At 48.6% G+C, this 15,048-nt stretch carries 14 protein-coding genes; 7 read left to right on the top strand and 7 right to left on the bottom strand.

The genetic code is table 11. From position 1 onward, the window contains the following. The first annotated feature begins 102 nt into the window (after positions 1-102). The 4 genes from H6F90_RS21245 (at position 103) to rpoD (ending at position 3,971) form a co-directional block, all read left to right on the top strand. Positions 103-498: a two-component system response regulator gene (locus tag H6F90_RS21245; RefSeq protein ID WP_190554192.1), complete on the top strand. Its 396-nt coding sequence runs from the start codon at positions 103-105 to the stop codon at positions 496-498. 49 nt (positions 499-547) lie between these two features. Then, positions 548-1,246 (top strand): polysaccharide deacetylase family protein, encoded by a 699-nt coding sequence (locus tag H6F90_RS21240; RefSeq protein WP_190554191.1) that lies wholly within the window; start codon positions 548-550, stop codon positions 1,244-1,246. Between the two features lie 258 nt (positions 1,247-1,504). Next, the gene (locus tag H6F90_RS21235; RefSeq protein WP_190431564.1) at positions 1,505-1,852 is read left to right on the top strand and encodes a hypothetical protein; all 348 of its coding nucleotides are present in this window, start codon (positions 1,505-1,507) and stop codon (positions 1,850-1,852) included. Positions 1,853-2,828: 976 nt separating this feature from the next. Beyond that, a complete protein-coding gene (rpoD, locus tag H6F90_RS21230) occupies positions 2,829-3,971 on the top strand; it encodes an RNA polymerase sigma factor RpoD (RefSeq protein WP_190431563.1) in 1,143 nt (380 codons plus the stop codon). A gap of 161 nt (positions 3,972-4,132) precedes the next feature. On the opposite strand, the gene H6F90_RS21225 is transcribed toward rpoD, so the two are convergent. The 4 genes from H6F90_RS21225 to gyrA form a co-directional block, all read right to left on the bottom strand. Next, the gene (locus H6F90_RS21225) at positions 4,133-4,315 is read right to left on the bottom strand and encodes a chlorophyll a/b-binding protein (protein WP_370527427.1); all 183 of its coding nucleotides are present in this window, start codon (positions 4,313-4,315) and stop codon (positions 4,133-4,135) included. A gap of 192 nt (positions 4,316-4,507) precedes the next feature. Continuing rightward, entirely contained in the window at positions 4,508-4,687 is a 180-nt protein-coding gene (locus H6F90_RS21220; protein WP_190554190.1) for a chlorophyll a/b-binding protein, read from the bottom strand. A 180-nt stretch (positions 4,688-4,867) separates the two neighbouring features. Further along, on the bottom strand, positions 4,868-6,010 hold the full coding sequence (locus H6F90_RS21215; protein ID WP_199296088.1) for an ABC transporter ATP-binding protein: 1,143 nt from the start codon (positions 6,008-6,010) through the stop codon (positions 4,868-4,870). A 317-nt stretch (positions 6,011-6,327) separates the two neighbouring features. Next, on the bottom strand, positions 6,328-8,850 hold the full coding sequence (gene gyrA / locus H6F90_RS21210; RefSeq protein WP_190554188.1) for a DNA gyrase subunit A: 2,523 nt from the start codon (positions 8,848-8,850) through the stop codon (positions 6,328-6,330). Between the two features lie 186 nt (positions 8,851-9,036). On the opposite strand from gyrA, the gene H6F90_RS21205 reads away from it, so the two are divergent. Continuing rightward, entirely contained in the window at positions 9,037-9,435 is a 399-nt protein-coding gene (locus tag H6F90_RS21205) for a response regulator (protein WP_190431559.1), read from the top strand. Between the two features lie 298 nt (positions 9,436-9,733). On the opposite strand, the gene H6F90_RS21200 is transcribed toward H6F90_RS21205, so the two are convergent. Continuing rightward, entirely contained in the window at positions 9,734-10,615 is an 882-nt protein-coding gene (locus H6F90_RS21200) for a tetratricopeptide repeat protein (RefSeq protein ID WP_190554187.1), read from the bottom strand. A 246-nt stretch (positions 10,616-10,861) separates the two neighbouring features. Between H6F90_RS21200 and tgt the strand changes: the two genes are divergently transcribed. Together tgt and H6F90_RS21190 are read left to right on the top strand one after the other, a co-directional pair. Then, entirely contained in the window at positions 10,862-11,992 is a 1,131-nt protein-coding gene (tgt, locus tag H6F90_RS21195) for a tRNA guanosine(34) transglycosylase Tgt (protein WP_190554186.1), read from the top strand. A gap of 99 nt (positions 11,993-12,091) precedes the next feature. Continuing rightward, on the top strand, positions 12,092-12,229 hold the full coding sequence (locus tag H6F90_RS21190) for a photosystem II reaction center protein K (RefSeq protein ID WP_015172773.1): 138 nt from the start codon (positions 12,092-12,094) through the stop codon (positions 12,227-12,229). 140 nt (positions 12,230-12,369) lie between these two features. Here the strand turns inward: H6F90_RS21190 and H6F90_RS21185 are convergent, their stop codons facing one another. Continuing rightward, complete coding sequence (locus H6F90_RS21185) at positions 12,370-12,930, bottom strand: glutathione S-transferase family protein (RefSeq protein ID WP_190554185.1); 561 nt, start codon at positions 12,928-12,930, stop codon at positions 12,370-12,372. A 24-nt stretch (positions 12,931-12,954) separates the two neighbouring features. Beyond that, the gene (locus tag H6F90_RS21180) at positions 12,955-14,562 is read right to left on the bottom strand and encodes a serine/threonine-protein kinase (RefSeq protein WP_190554184.1); all 1,608 of its coding nucleotides are present in this window, start codon (positions 14,560-14,562) and stop codon (positions 12,955-12,957) included. Positions 14,563-15,048 lie beyond the last annotated feature (486 nt).

Raw genomic sequence — 15,048 nt, 5'->3', positions numbered from 1 at the left:
CACAACCAGAAGATAATTAAGGCGAGAGATTTCAGCAGTTTAAAGACCATCCAAAGAACAGTTTTTTGTAGATATATTGTTTTGTAGCGTGCTGGGTTATTTATGCAATCAATTTCGAGTTATGTGTTGGTTCTGAGCCAACAATCAGATGATTTAGATGTCTTAAAGTCTCTACTAGACCGACTGTGTTGTGCTGTCAGTGTGGCTAGCTCAGAAGCACAGGCCGTAGCTCAAGCCAATCGAGAACCACCTTATCTAGTAATTTTGTCAGGCGATCGCCACAGATGGTCACGAGGCTTAGTTCATCATTTGCGTAGCATGACTCAGACTTGTAACACGACAATTGTGGCCCTTACAGATTGTCATGCTCCTAGCTGGCTACCACAGGAAGAAAATCCAGGATTTGATGGCTTCTTAGTCAAACCGATCAGTGGCGATATCCTTTCCTCGTTAGTGCAATCGGCTAAAGTTCGACGCAGTTGTTTGGTAAAGAGTTGAACTTCGTTAGGATCGAGGCAATTTGCTTCTAACTTAAGCCACATCACTCATGCAGCTTGCTCCTCTCTATCCAGTCTTATATCAGCTCCTCAAGCCTGCTTTTCCGGGTTGTCTCTGGAGTGGTCATTGTAGCTCACCCGCGATCGCCCTTACGTTTGATGATGGACCTCACCCGGAGTACACCCCTCAGCTTTTAGAAGTCCTCAATACCTACAATATTCCAGCGAGTTTTTTTTGGCTCGGTGCTTGTGTCGATCAAGCGCCTGCTGTAGCTCAAACTGTTTATGAACAAGGCTACTGGATTGGCTTACACGGTTACAATCATCGAGCTTTTCCCAAACTGACACCAGCAGCCTTAAAGCAAAGCTTGGAGCAAACTCAAAACGCGATCGCCCAAGCTTGTCATTTGGATCTAGCTTATGTACAGCAGCATGTGACCGATGTGCGGCCACCTAATGGCTTTTTTACCCCTCAAACCTTAAACCTGCTAAAAAATTGGGGTTATCGCCCTGTGATGTGGAGTGTAGTTCCAGAAGATTGGGAACGACCTGGCATTTCCATCGTGACGCAGCGAGTACTTAAACAAGTGCAACAGGGTTCGCTGATTGTTCTGCACGATGGCTATTTTGGGGGAGTTGACGTGGCAGCCACAGTAGCTGAGCTGATTCCTCTACTTCTACAACTCGGTTATCACTTTGTTACGGTCGATCAACTTTGGCAGATGCAAAGCCAACACTACAATAAATAATCATCAGGGTTGCATGATTTGACTGGTTGTAAACCTTTTGGGTTTAATTTTCATTCCTAGGCTAGGTTCTAGGGTGCAATAGTAAGCTGCACAATTTCAATTCAGCTCAAAATTAAATAACTTAACAATCTACTGATTTTTCACCCTCTCCGTTGAGAGGCTGGGGAGCAAGACTCTTATGCAGTCCTAGCAATTCCCTCATTTATAACGGAAGGCTACTGAATCTAAAATCAAGCAACTCTCTGGCAGGTACATCAAGTGTTACCTTTTGTTGTAGATGAGAGAAAAATTCTTATTTTTAAGTTTTGGTTTGGTGATAGCGTTCAAGACGGCTTGTCCTATCAAGGAGAATTATTTTGCCGACTGCAAACTTTGGAGCTACAGTACCGTCCTCAGCTCTATCACTTCGGTTGCAAGCTTGCCCAACAAGGCACCTCAGTCGTCATTAGTTCCAGCCTCAACACTTGCAGTCTCTGGATTAGCTTGCGCGATCCTGCGCTTAAAACGATGTTGGCGGATTCAGGAACTTTAGACTTACCTAAGGTGCCGCCGTTCTCCTTAGTAGAAGCTTCTGACCCGCCTCAAGCTGAAGAAACCAGCTATTAGCTGCCTAGGCTTTAATGGAAAAACTTAATTATCCGAGTGGAGCAATTTAGATCTCTTAATCTCTTCTCCAAAATAATCATGCTTTAACTGTAAGTTCACGGAGCTAGGGTGGGTAAGTTGAATCAACCGCTGGTGACTTGTGAGCTAACCTACGGCAAGGGCGATTGCCTTTCCAACTAAACTCAATGCTGCCGTTGGCGGTCCTAAAGCCGCACGCTTTAAGGCTCTCCGAAAATCGCCCAGTTTTGTGACTTCCCTTGATGAAAACCTCATCGTTCTAGTTTAGAAAGCTAAATTAACCTGTCAAAATTACTGACTTTTACAGCTTTGCTGGACTGGAAATCACATTTTTAGCTTGCTACGGTTATTGGCAACCCGTTATTGCATGAAATGTTTGCCTGAGTTCTACTTCTTCGTGATGTTTACGCTATCATCAGAAGCTCACGGATTTCTCACGAGTGTAGTTGATGAAAATCAAACTCCCTCTTGGCTGCATCATGCTGAGTGTGCATATCCTGTCAACCTTCCTTTGGAAGTTACTGCAGGCAAAAGGATGCAACTTTTGTGAGAAAAGCTACAATCGGAGAGACATTCAAAATTTCAGTATTCACCTATACCTTGGCAAAGCCTCAACCAAGCGTTGTATGTTTGGGAATGTGGTCGATTTTTGCGTTGCTAACAATTAGCGGTTGGAGTATTTCGCAAAGTTTATAACCAAATTCTCTAACTTCAGGGGGTTATCTTCTGAAAAAGCATGCTACCAATGATGGATAGGGATCTTTAAATCTCTGTTAGCTTGTTGAGGTGAATGCTGTTGTAGGGATAGCGATACTAAAGCTAGATGAGCGTCGCGTGCTCGACGGCATGATCACCTAAACAACTTGTTTGAGATTTCGCCAAACAAGTTTTTCAATTTAGATCTTTATGGTCTTAACTTTTTTGACTCTCTACATATAAGGAGCATGAGGAACGCGGCATGACCCAGGCCCATAACGTACTCGAAACCATCGAATCGCTTCGCGACGCTTCTGACGAACAGCCGGATGGTGAGCTGGATGACTTCTTAGTTGAAGAAGAAGATGATGACTCTCTAGATGTGCAGCCGGATGAAGAAGATGGTAAGCCTGGCAAGGGTCGCACTACCCGACGACGGGCTCAAGCTAAAAAGAAGCACTACACCGAAGACTCAATTCGGCTTTATCTTCAAGAAATTGGCCGAATTCGTCTCCTCCGGGCAGATGAAGAAATTGAGCTAGCGCGAAAGATTGCTGACCTGTTGGAGCTAGAGCGAATTCGCGAAAGGCTCTCCGATAAGCTAGAGCGTGAACCCCATGACGGTGAGTGGGCAAGCGAAGTCAATATGGGGCTGCAAGCTTTCCGCTCTCGCCTCCACCTCGGTCGGCGGGCTAAAGAGAAAATGGTGCAGTCTAACCTGCGCTTGGTAGTCTCCATCGCCAAGAAGTACATGAATCGGGGTCTATCGTTCCAAGACTTGATTCAGGAAGGTAGCCTTGGTTTAATTCGGGCTGCTGAAAAGTTTGACCACGAAAAGGGTTACAAGTTCTCTACCTACGCAACTTGGTGGATTCGTCAGGCCATTACGCGGGCGATCGCAGATCAATCTCGGACGATTCGTCTGCCAGTTCACCTGTATGAAACCATTTCTCGGATCAAGAAAACTACAAAGCTGCTCTCTCAAGAAATGGGCCGCAAACCCACGGAAGAAGAGATTGCCACTCGCATGGAAATGACCATCGAGAAGCTACGGTTTATTGCCAAGTCTGCTCAATTACCAATTTCTCTGGAAACTCCCATTGGTAAAGAAGAAGACTCCCGCTTGGGTGACTTTATTGAATCCGATGGCGAAACACCTGAAGATCAAGTCTCCAAGAACTTGCTGCGGGAAGATTTGGAAAGTGTTTTGGGTACCCTCAGCCCTCGTGAGCGCGATGTTCTCCGGTTGCGCTACGGCCTAGACGATGGACGGATGAAGACTCTGGAAGAAATTGGCCAAATCTTCAACGTCACCCGCGAACGGATTCGTCAGATTGAAGCGAAAGCGTTGCGTAAACTGCGTCACCCCAACCGCAACAGCGTACTCAAAGAGTATATTCGCTAAGCGATTTTTGATTTAGTACAGTTTTTAGAAGAGGCTCATAGCATACTGCTATTGAGCCTTTTTTGTTGTTTAGGAAAGCAGAAATGAAAAACTGGAAGCTTATTATGAAACTTCCAGTATCCTAGTAATTTGAGGTTGACAAGACGTTTTAACTAGAGCAATTACACCAAGCCCCAAAAGTGCAAAAACCCTTCATTGGAAAAGAGCTCAATTAAAGTAGCGGCTAGGAAGCCTAGCATTGCCAGGCGACCATTCCAGATTTCGGCTTGGGGAGTAAAACCAAAACGCCAAGCGTTGCGATCGTCCATGACAGGAGTGTTGGTCTTGTTGATGTCTTGCATCATTTTCTCTCCGAAGGTGTGAGATAAATAGAGATCACTCAGCAAACAACTTAGGTTTGGCTAAGCAAGAGAGTTGGTACGAAGTTTTTATAAACTTATGTGAACTAATGTAACCAATAATCTTGCTACATGCAATGTGAGTTTTCGCGATCGCTCCATCTATCGTCAGGGAAATTTAGGATAGCCTCGTTCAGGCTACATCAAGCCCCAGAAATGTAGAAATCCTTGCCCCGAAGCCAATTCAATTAAAGCGGCTGCCACAAATCCCAACATAGCAAGACGACCATTCCAAATCTCAGCTTGAGGCGTAAATCCGACCCGCCAAGCGTTGCGATCATCCATTGTGGGAGGAGTTACTTTCGTAGAGTCTTGCATCAGGTGCTTTTCGTGGAGTAGTTGGTTTTTAGTCAGCTCGTTAAGCTTTGCAAACAAATGTAAATTTAACTGAGATTAGAGCGCCTCTCTCATAAGGATGAGATATTAGTGTCACAAAAGTCAGAAACTATATCTCTCCTAGCTTCTGGACCTTGGCTCCAACTCACTCTGTATACATCTCTACCTAGAAAAAACAGCATGACCTGTTTCAGGTTCAAACAGGTGAATTTTGTCAGTGGCGATCGCGAGCCACATCTCCTCACCCAATTTCACCGCTTGCTCAGGGTTAATTCGGGCTTGTAGGGTTAACTCGGAGGTTTCAGCGCCCACTAGACGCACGAGCACTTGGGTTTCATTGCCCAGTGCTTCAACTCGCTCAACTCGTACGGGTAGGTTCTTGGGTGCTGGTACGCTGACGCTTACATGCTCTGGCCGAATTCCGAGCAGGAGCGATCGCCCATCATATTTTTGCAAGGTTGTAGCCCAAACTTCAGGTAAAGTGAGGCGAAATTGGGGGTGGGTAATTAATAGGGGAGCTTTGACCTGAACTGGCAAGAAGTTCATGGTAGGGGAGCCGATGAACTCTGCCACAAAGCGGTTTACGGGTCGGTTATATAGCTCTAACGGTGAGGCAATCTGTTGAATCTGGCCCGCATTCATTACGGCAATGCGATCGCCCATCGTCATCGCTTCCACTTGGTCGTGGGTGACGTAGATGGTGGTGGTGCCCAGTTGTTGTTGTAGTTTCACAATTTGGGCACGAGTTTCGGTGCGGAGCTTGGCATCCAGGTTGGACAAGGGCTCATCCATCAAGAAAACTTGAGGATTGCGAGCCATCGCCCGTCCCAATGCGACTCGCTGCTTTTGCCCACCGGAAAGTTGTTTGGGTAAGCGGTGCAAGAGTGGCTCAATCTGGAGCATTTGGGCCACGGTTCGCACTCGTTCATCCACGGCGCGTTCTCGATCCGACCAGTAGCGTAATCCTTTGGGTAGCGATCGCGTGGAACTAACCAACAAATTCTCAGCCCAAACGGGTAATCCTTGCTGTCTGCTATTTCTCCGGGTTCTGGTTGATTCTGGATTGCCTAATTCTGGGTTGCCCAGTTTAGTGCGCCTGAGGCCAAAGGCAAGATTATCGTAGACGCTCATGTGCGGGTAGAGCGCATAGCTCTGAAACACCATCGCGATATCCCGCGCCTTGGGGGGTAACTCGTTGACTAAGCGGTCGCCCACCCAAATATTGCCTCCAGTTAACTCCTCTAGCCCAGCAATCAACCGAAGTAAGGTGCTTTTTCCGCAACCCGATGGCCCCACCAGTACCATAAACTCGCCGTCATTCACGGTCAGGTTGATGCGCCGCAACACGCTCACATTAGGCGTTGGCAATGTTGTAGGCTCGGTTGGCGTAGCTTCCACCTCACTCACAGGCGCAATGCCCTTAGCGAGTAAAGGCTCCGCTGGAGCAGGAACACTCGTCCCTTCCCCTCGCCGACCAGCAAAGCTTTTATAGATATTTTCTAGAACAACCTGCGCCACGATAGTTGCGATCCAAAGCGTTGAAATTTAGCTTACTGGACTTTATCGCCAGATTGCACTGTCGCTAGCCCTTGTAGCTGGATGAATCTGTCGCTAATCTGTTGTCAATCCGTCTCTAAGGAACTAGTTGAAGTTTCTAGCACTGTAATCGTGGCAATTTTCTCCCCGGAATTGAGAGGGAAGAGGCGATCGCCTGGACTATCTTTACCCCGAATCGCCACTGTCTCAACTTCCAAGCGAGCTAAACGGTTTTGATTGGTCCACAACAGCACTTCAGTCTTAGGCAGAGCGGCGCTCATAGCTGCCAAGTTATCGGTTTTGGCAGTAAATTGAATCGCTTGGATACCAATTTCACCCCGGTTAGTCAGCCGCAAAGCTGTGACAGGCATCCGTTTCGCATAGCCGCGTTCTGATACCAGCAGTAGATGGTTGTCTGCTTCCAAGACGGCACAACCCACCAGTCTTTCTTGCTTGCGGAGACGTAAAGCTTGGTTGCCTTGGGCAGCGCGTCCCATCAACGGGAGTTGGTCTTCGTCTACCTCAAAGCGTAGCAATCGCCCGCCTGAAGTTGCTAGAATAATTTGTTGACCAATAAAAGCCGGACAAGCATACACTAGTTCATCATCATCTTTGAGCTTGAGAGCAGTCAACCCGCGACTCGTGAGGTTGGTAAATTCTGAGAGCGGTACGCGCTTGGCTCGGCCATGTTGGGTCAGCATGACCAAACTCAACTCTTCAACATGTTCTGGAATTAAAAGTTGAGCACTAATCGTTTCTGGATCACCTTGAGCCGCGTTGGGCAATAGCGTGACGAGAGGAGTTCCCTTGGCATTGCGCCCTGCACTAACTGGAATATCTCCGACCTTAATCGTGTAGGCTTTGCCGCTCCGGGTAACAACCAGCAGTTCTTGGGCGGTGTTGGTCCAGAGGGTTTGGTTGACGGCATCGCTGCTTTCTTCCGGTTTCGTAGATACCGATGAATCAGGTTTGCCGCGATTCTGCCGCTGAAAGGCTTTCACTGATAGTCGCCGGACATAACCGCGTTGCGTCAGCTCTAGGACTGTTTCCTCTTCGGCGCTGGGTGCCTCAGCTAGCAGTTCTTCTTCCGAGGCAGTTCTCACTGAGTCATTGCCAGCGATCCGAGTCCGGCGAACATCTCCATGCTTTTTCTTCAAAGCCCGGAAATCTTTTTTCAAAGCTTTTAGGAGTTCATGGCGATCGCCCAACAACCGTTGCAAGTTTTGCATCCGGCTGGTCAGTTCGTCATACTCTGTCTGCAAGTTTTGTCGCTCTAGCCCCGTTAAACGCCGCATCGGCATGGACAAAATAGCATCGGCTTGGCGATCGCTCAGGTTCAACTCGTTTTGCAGGCTGATTTTGGCAGTAGTGCCATCTGGAGCGTGACGCAAAATCTCGATTACAGGGTCTAGGTGAGATAAGGCGGTTAATAGCCCTTCTACCAAGTGGGCGCGACTCTGGGCTTGACTCAGCTCGTTGGTATATTGCCGCGTCAAAGTGACTTCGCGGAAGTCGAGAAAATGTTGTAGCAGTTGCTTGAGGGTGAGCTGACGAGGTTGACCATCAACTAAGGCCAGTAAAATGGCTCCAAAGTTGGTCTGCAATGGAGTTTGCTTGTAAAGGTGGTGCAACACCAGTTGCGGATTGACATCTCGTTTCAGCTCGATCACGATCCGCATGCCATCGCGATCGCTCTCGTCCCGGATGTCAGCGATTCCTTCAATGCGGCCTTGGTTGACCAAGTCAGCCATCTTCTCAATCAAGCCCGCTTTGTTGACCTGATAGGGCAACTCCGTAATCACAATTGCCGTGCGGCGCTGCCGTCCCTTGCCCACAGGCACTTCTTCTACTTGGGCAATTCCTCGCATGGGAATGCTGCCTCGCCCTGTGGTGTAGGCATCCCGAATTCCCTCTTTGCCCACGATCTCTCCTCCGGTCGGGAAATCGGGGCCAGGAATAATTTCTAGCAGTTGCTCATCAGATAGTTGCGGGCGATCGATTAAAGCGATCAAGCCATCGACAACTTCGCCTAAATTGTGCGGAGGAATATTAGTCGCCATCCCCACAGCAATGCCAGAACTGCCGTTGAGGATCAAGAATGGCAATTGAGCAGGTAGAACGGTAGGTTCTTGCTGCGAGTTGTCAAAGTTACCAATAAAGTTAACTGTGGCTTCGCCAATCTCGCTCAGCAAGCCTTCATTGCCAATCTGCGCTAGCCGAGTTTCGGTGTAACGCATGGCGGCGGGAGGGTCGTCATCCACCGAGCCAAAGTTGCCATGCCCTGCCAAGAGCGGATAGCGACTGGAAAAGTCTTGCACCAGCCTGACTAAAGCGTCGTAAACCGCTTGGTCGCCGTGGGGGTGATATTTACCCAACACATCTCCCACCACACGGGCACATTTCCGGTAGGGACGATCGGGGGTGAGACCGAGTTCATGCATGGCATACACAATGCGCCGATGCACTGGCTTGAGGCCATCCCGGACATCTGGCAACGCCCGCCCCACAATCACACTCATGGCGTATTCCAGGTAGGACTGTTGCATCTCTGTGTGCAGGGCAGTGGGGATGACCTGTCCGTTTTGGATCAGGTTCAACTGTTTCGCCATGAGCTTTATTCCTTAATTCCTGACTTCAAACCAATCTCTTGATAACTTGCAAACAGTGAGGCACAGCATACCTCAAATGACCCTGTTTACAGCATTCCTCACAGTAGGATCAAACGGGAGGGATGTGGCATAGGCATACCGAAGGGTAAACTACTGCATTGTGGGGCCATGAGTAAGGAAATCAAGATGAAAACCGTTTTAATTGTGGAGGATGATTTGGTAAACGCTCGCGTTTTTGGCAAAATTCTGACAAAACGTGGGGGTCTAGCCGTGAAGCACACAGAAAATGTCGAAGAGGTGATACAGATTGCCCGCTCTGGTGAAGCCGATATTATTCTGATGGATGTTTCTTTGGCTCGAAGTGTTTATCAAGGCAAGTCGGTTGATGGCATCAAAATTACGCAAATGCTGAAAGCAGATCCGCAGACAGCTCAACTTCCCATCATCCTAGTTACAGCCCATGCCATGCAGGGCGATCGCGAGACTTTTCTGAAGCAGAGTGGAGCTGACGGCTATATTTCCAAGCCTGTCGTTGATCATCAACAATTTGTTGATCAAATTACCGCTCTATTGCCTCAAGACTAGATCCAATTCAAATATCCTTCCAGATTTCTGAATTGATGCAAGCTGTTTAGCTTGGACCATACAGCAGGTTTTTCTAGTCTTATACAAATGTACTACTAGAGAAATTGTAGCAAGTCTTACTGACAATAGTTTTAGGCTGTCTGGGAGTCTCTACTCGGCTGGTCGATTCCTGATTGATAGGTTTGTAGCAAGGCAACCTAGCTTAGGTAAGCAACGAATGAGACCAAGGAGCTATCTGAAGCTGAGTTCTCCTAGCTCCTACTGATAGCGGCACCCTAGGCTTTGCTCCTGCTTGTAGCTACTGGGGAGGTTGCTGAGGGGTTGGTTGCGGCTGGCTCCGAGCTAGGGTCGCTTGGATTCTCGGTGTATTTAGCAGCTTCTTGGCATCTGTGAGTAAGCGATCGCCCCAGAGATTCTCCTTGAGGAACTTCAAATCGCCATATCGACTATCCAACTCAACCGCTTTTTCGCCCAAAACTAATCCTTGGTTGCGATCGCCTTTGTTATAAAGCGCCACCGCCAACGCTAATTGAGGCTCAGCCGCCTTAGCATCCATTGAGACTGCAGTCCGCCATTGCTTAATTGCTGCATCTACCGAGCCTTGCTCATATCGAATCAAGCCAATGTTGTTGACCGCAGGCCAAAACTTGGGGTCTTGTTCTACCGCAGTTTCGTACTGGGCGATCGCTTCTTGATAGCGCTCCAGCATGTAGTAGGCATTGCCCAGATCAAATAAAGCTCCAGCTGTATCTGGCTTGAGCTTCAAGCCTGCTTGCAGATAATCAGCCGCTTTGGCGTACTGGGCTTTTTGAAAATGTGCTGAACCCAGGGCAAACAAGATGGCAGTATTTTTGGAGTCTAGCGATCGCGCCCGCTCCAAAGCCCTAATGCCCTTATCTAGCTCAGTCTCTTGCAAATATAAGCTGCCAAGCAAGGACCAAACTTGGGAATTATTAGGAGCCAACTGAGACGCTAATTGCGCTCTGGACAGTGCTAATTCGTACTGCTGGAACTGAGCCAGCTGAGCTGCTTCCTGTGCTAAACTGAGGCCCTGCTGCTCTAATTGATTCGAGTTCAATTGCAGCGTGTGGGGAATCATTGCTTGCGCCGAGGCGGGTTGAGCCACACTCCACAAACCGAGGGCGATTAGGAGAGGAAGCAGAGGAGAGCGGTTAGGCACAGTACAGTCCTAAAGATAAAGAACACGAGTTTTCAGTTAGCTTAGACCATCTCACCCCAATCATGGCAACACCCTGAAGCAAAAGTCAGCCGAGATAAAGATAGCTGATTTATGAGGGAGATTGGCATCTGTAGCCCTTCCAGTGTAATTCATCGTCTAGGCTGTAAAGTTTCTCGCCTTTGTCTGTTATTAGCCTCTACCTTGCTTACCAGAGAGCAGTTGTTCACTTTCTAGGTTGAATTTGTCTTGAGCGCTCAGTTTACTTTTCAATGTCAGGCCCAGTGTTGTCGTACTCAAGCTAGAGCAGGTCTGTTTACAACACCACATGGTGTGGTCGAAACGCCTCGATTCATGCCAGTGGGCACTTTGGCGAATGTTAAGACCGTTACACCAGACCAACTCCAAGCCACTGGTGCCCAAATGGTACTCGCCAATACCTACCATCTACACCTCCAACCAGGCGAGGAGATTGTCGCCCAGGCAGGCGGACTGCATCAATTTATGGGTTGGTCTGGCCCAATGCTGACTGATTCGGGCGGCTTTCAGGTGTTTAGCCTGAGTGAAATGCGCCAAATCGACGAGACAGGCGTGAAGTTTCGCTCTCCCAAAGATGGGCAAATCATTCACCTGACCCCCGAGCGATCGATTCAGATTCAAAATCAACTGGGTGCAGACGTGATTATGGCGTTTGACGAATGTCCTCCCTACCCCGCTACAAGGGAAGCGATCGCCGAAGCTACAGCCCGGACCTATCGCTGGCTAGAGCGCTGCATTGCGGCTCATCAGCGACCTGATCAAGCTTTGTTTGGGATTGTGCAAGGTGGAGTGCATCTGGATTTACGGGCCGAAGCCGCTCGCTCTCTGGCAGCGCTTGACTTGCCTGGATACGCAATTGGCGGTGTGAGTGTGGGCGAGCCACCCGAGCTGATCGAACAAATTGTTAAAGCTACTACGCCTTTGCTGCCTGTAGACAAACCCCGCTATCTCATGGGTGTGGGCACTTACCGCGAAATGGCTCAAGCGATCGCGGCTGGCATGGATCTGTTTGATTGTGTCATTCCCACTCGGCTGGCGCGGCATGGTAACGCTTTAGTTCGAGGCGATCGCTGGAACCTTAAGAATGCGCGTTTTCGGGAAGACTTTACGCCACTGGATGCCACTTGCCCCTGCTATACCTGCCAGAAATTTACGCGGGCATATATCAGTCACTTGTTGCGATCGCGGGAAATTCTGGCTTACACCTTGCTATCCATTCACAACATCACTGAACTAGTTCGATTTACTCAAGAGATTCGAGCGTCCATCTTGCAAGGCTCGTTCGCAGAAGATTTTGCTCAGTGGTTAGTGCCTGCTCCCACTCCCGCCTCAGCCCCTTAGAACCAACAGCCAAAATCATCGTGACCTCAACGGCGCCTAGCAAAGCGTGTTAAGATACGTACCAATTCTGAAATCTGTGTTGGAGAGGTAGAGTCATTCATGGAAGCAGCACTGCTGTTGGCAAAACTGCCTGAAGCTTACGCAATCTTCGATCCCCTAGTGGACGTTTTACCCATCATTCCAGTCTTTTTCTTGCTGCTCGCCTTTGTTTGGCAAGCTGCTGTGGGCTTTAGATAAGCTGATAAACCTGTCTAAATCACCGATAAGATACCTGATTAAAAAAGGATGGCTATTCTGTTTATGAGTAGCCATCCTTTTTTAATTTGTTTTTGGCTCTTAATGAGAACAGCTTGGGTCGCAAGTAGTCTCAGCAGAGATTAGGTCGCACGCGCAGACATTACCTTTTGATAGGCTGGCCGTTCTGTAACTCGCTTTAAGTAAGCTAGGAGGCCAGGATAAGCACTGAAATCTAATTTCAGCATCAAGGGCATATAGGCTAGCATTGACCCCACTGCTACATCTGCGACACTAAATTCAGGGCCAAGCAAATAAGGTTGTTGCTCAAAAATTTGGTTCAGCGCAGGAAATAGGCGGGCGGATTCCCGTTCTCGACTCGCCTCAACAAAAATTCCTGGCCCCAGCGTCGCATTAGCAAACAAAACCCACTGAGCAATCTCACCTCGCTGCTCAGGTGAAGTAGGGGTCTGGCCATATTTCTCAGCCAAGTACAGCAAGATCGCCCCCGATTCCCAAAGATGATAGTTTCCATCCGCGATCGCAGGCACTTTCCCCATTGGGTTGATCGCCAGAAACTCAGGCTGTAAGTGCGCCCCCGCCTGCATATCTAGCAAGACAAACTCGTAGGGAAGGCCAATTTCTTCTAGATACCACTGCACAATAGATGCTCGACTACGGGCTCCACCATAGAGCTTGAGCATGAATGGACTCCTCGGCTAAATAACTTACCAAAGTCCTTTTTTACCACCCGGACGCACCGTTGCCCAGTTGGTGCGAGCCGCAGACAACTGCTCGTCGGTTACTTTAGCACCTGTCAAATTAGCGCCACAGAGATTCGCACCCCGCAAGTTGGCATTCGCGAGGTAAGCATGGCTCAGATCCGCGCCGCGTAAGTCAGCCCCTTCCAAGTCCGCATGGCTTAAATAAGCTCTAGACAAGTTGGCATCTCGAAGATTAATGCCGTTTAAGCTGGCTCGCCCAAAATCAGCATTGAAGAGATTCGCACCTTGGAGGTTGGCATTGTTCAGTTTGGATTGGTGAAAAATTGCTCCGGACAGACTGGCGCGTTGCAGACTCAAGAGACTCAAGTCATAGGCTGCAAAATCACGTCGGCCTTTAGAGTAAGCCAGTTGTAACGCTTGGGCATCAATTTTTGGTGGTACTTTTGGCTGCCCAGTGGTAGACCCTTTACTGCGTAGGGCAGTCAGTGAGGAGGGTTTCGCAGCTAACACTCGATTACGAGACATGCCTGACTGCAAACTCGTGGAGTCTGATTTTGCCTGTCGAGCTCGAATTGCCATTGCTACCCGTGCGGCGGGAGAAGCGGTGACAGGGCTACCGGTCTCATCCGTGCGATCGCCTGACTGACGACGAGTTGGATTCTGAGGATTACCCTGGTTCTGAGTTGACATACTCTTAGCCAGACTATCTAGATAAGGCTCTAGATCTAAGGCTCGGAGAATTTCAGCCGCAGACTGAAAGCGGTGACGTACCGAAACTTCTAGCATTTTCCGCAGCACAGTCGCAAAGTGCTCCGTAACATGCACATGCTTCTCCCACATGAGTTCCCCTGTGGCTGGGTCGTAGTCTAAATCTTTAGGAGATTTTCCGGTTAGGAGATAAATGCAAGTCACACCGACGGCATAAATATCACTGGCATATACAGGACGCATCGCCATCTGCTCTGGTGGCGCATAGCCAGGTGTCCCAATCGCGTAGGCGGTTAACGCCGTTTGCTCCGACACGCTCATGGAGGTTTGGCTAACCTGATCTTTCACGGCACCGAAGTCAATCAGTACCAGCTTGGCATCTTGAGTCCGGCGAATAATGTTGGCAGGCTTAATGTCGCGGTGAATGACTTGTTGGCTGTGGACGTATTGCAAAACAGGCAGAATTTCGCTGAGGAATTGCTTAATTCCTGCTTCGCTTAAGGGGCCACCTCGCTTGATCTCTTGCTGTAGAGTGGCACCGCCAACGTATTCCTGAACTAGATAAAATTCTTGGTTTGCTTCAAAATAATCGAGCAAGCGCGGCACTTGGGGATGGCTACCAATTTTGCCCAAAGTTTTTGCTTCTCGACGAAACAAATCTCGTGCCATTTGCAGGACGTGGGGCGCGGTTGAGGTAGGCCGCAACTGCTTGAGGACACAGTTGGGTTCCCCTGGCAACGATTCATCAATTGCCAGAAAGGTGGCTCCAAATCCACCTTGTCCTAGCGCTTGGCTAATTCGATAGCGATCGCGAAGCAATAGCTTAGAGCCACAGGCCTGACATAATTCAGTGTGGGTTATGTTCTCAGGATTAGGACAGGCTGGATTTATGCAGTAGCTCATTCAGCATCACCCACTACAACTTCGCTCACTTGGGAATATTCCTATTCCACCTTAATTATCTGGCTAGAAACGACGAAGCGTAGTGTAGGTCATGCGGGAAAACCCTTGAAGACTTGCTAAAGTTACGTGGAGATTCCTTAAAGCATCTGTAAATCCCCAAGTATCTACGGTCATCGTCGTTACTTCAACCATACATTCTGTAGAAAGAATGCCCTGAATTCGTCTACAAACCACTAATAACTCACGCAATTAGCTGATTTTGCTGTGGTTTAACCTTTTGGTGTTAGCTATCTGGCCCAACCCTGCCTAGAAAGTGCGATCGCTTCTAGCCGTATCAGCCAATGAATAACTTAATTTTGACCGAACTCTTCAGGCTTGAGTCAGTTCTAACAGATTTTGTCACGATTTCTTCTAAACTGACAATCGGAACTCCAGGCATTGGGATCCTTGAGCGCTACAATAATTTGGCTGACATCGGTTGACATA

It is taken from the genome of Trichocoleus sp. FACHB-591 (assembly GCF_014695845.1).
GTDB lineage: Bacteria > Cyanobacteriota > Cyanobacteriia > FACHB-46 > FACHB-46 > Trichocoleus.
The sequence above is the reverse complement of the archived record's forward strand: the minus strand, read 5'-3'. Positions and strand labels throughout refer to the sequence as shown.

Bases quoted from the DNA above. Each gene is read 5' to 3' on its own strand.
- H6F90_RS21245 (WP_190554192.1), top strand. From the start codon at position 103: ATGCAATCAATTTCGAGTTATGTGTTGGTTCTGAGCCAACAATCAGAT.
- H6F90_RS21240 (WP_190554191.1), top strand. From the start codon at position 548: ATGCAGCTTGCTCCTCTCTATCCAGTCTTATATCAGCTCCTCAAGCCT.
- rpoD (WP_190431563.1), top strand. From the start codon at position 2,829: ATGACCCAGGCCCATAACGTACTCGAAACCATCGAATCGCTTCGCGAC.
- H6F90_RS21225 (WP_370527427.1), bottom strand. From the start codon at position 4,315: ATGATGCAAGACATCAACAAGACCAACACTCCTGTCATGGACGATCGC.
- H6F90_RS21220 (WP_190554190.1), bottom strand. From the start codon at position 4,687: ATGCAAGACTCTACGAAAGTAACTCCTCCCACAATGGATGATCGCAAC.
- H6F90_RS21215 (WP_199296088.1), bottom strand. From the start codon at position 6,010: ATGGTACTGGTGGGGCCATCGGGTTGCGGAAAAAGCACCTTACTTCGG.
- gyrA (WP_190554188.1), bottom strand. From the start codon at position 8,850: ATGGCGAAACAGTTGAACCTGATCCAAAACGGACAGGTCATCCCCACT.
- H6F90_RS21205 (WP_190431559.1), top strand. From the start codon at position 9,037: ATGAAAACCGTTTTAATTGTGGAGGATGATTTGGTAAACGCTCGCGTT.
- H6F90_RS21190 (WP_015172773.1), top strand. From the start codon at position 12,092: ATGGAAGCAGCACTGCTGTTGGCAAAACTGCCTGAAGCTTACGCAATC.
- H6F90_RS21185 (WP_190554185.1), bottom strand. From the start codon at position 12,930: ATGCTCAAGCTCTATGGTGGAGCCCGTAGTCGAGCATCTATTGTGCAG.
- H6F90_RS21180 (WP_190554184.1), bottom strand. From the start codon at position 14,562: ATGAGCTACTGCATAAATCCAGCCTGTCCTAATCCTGAGAACATAACC.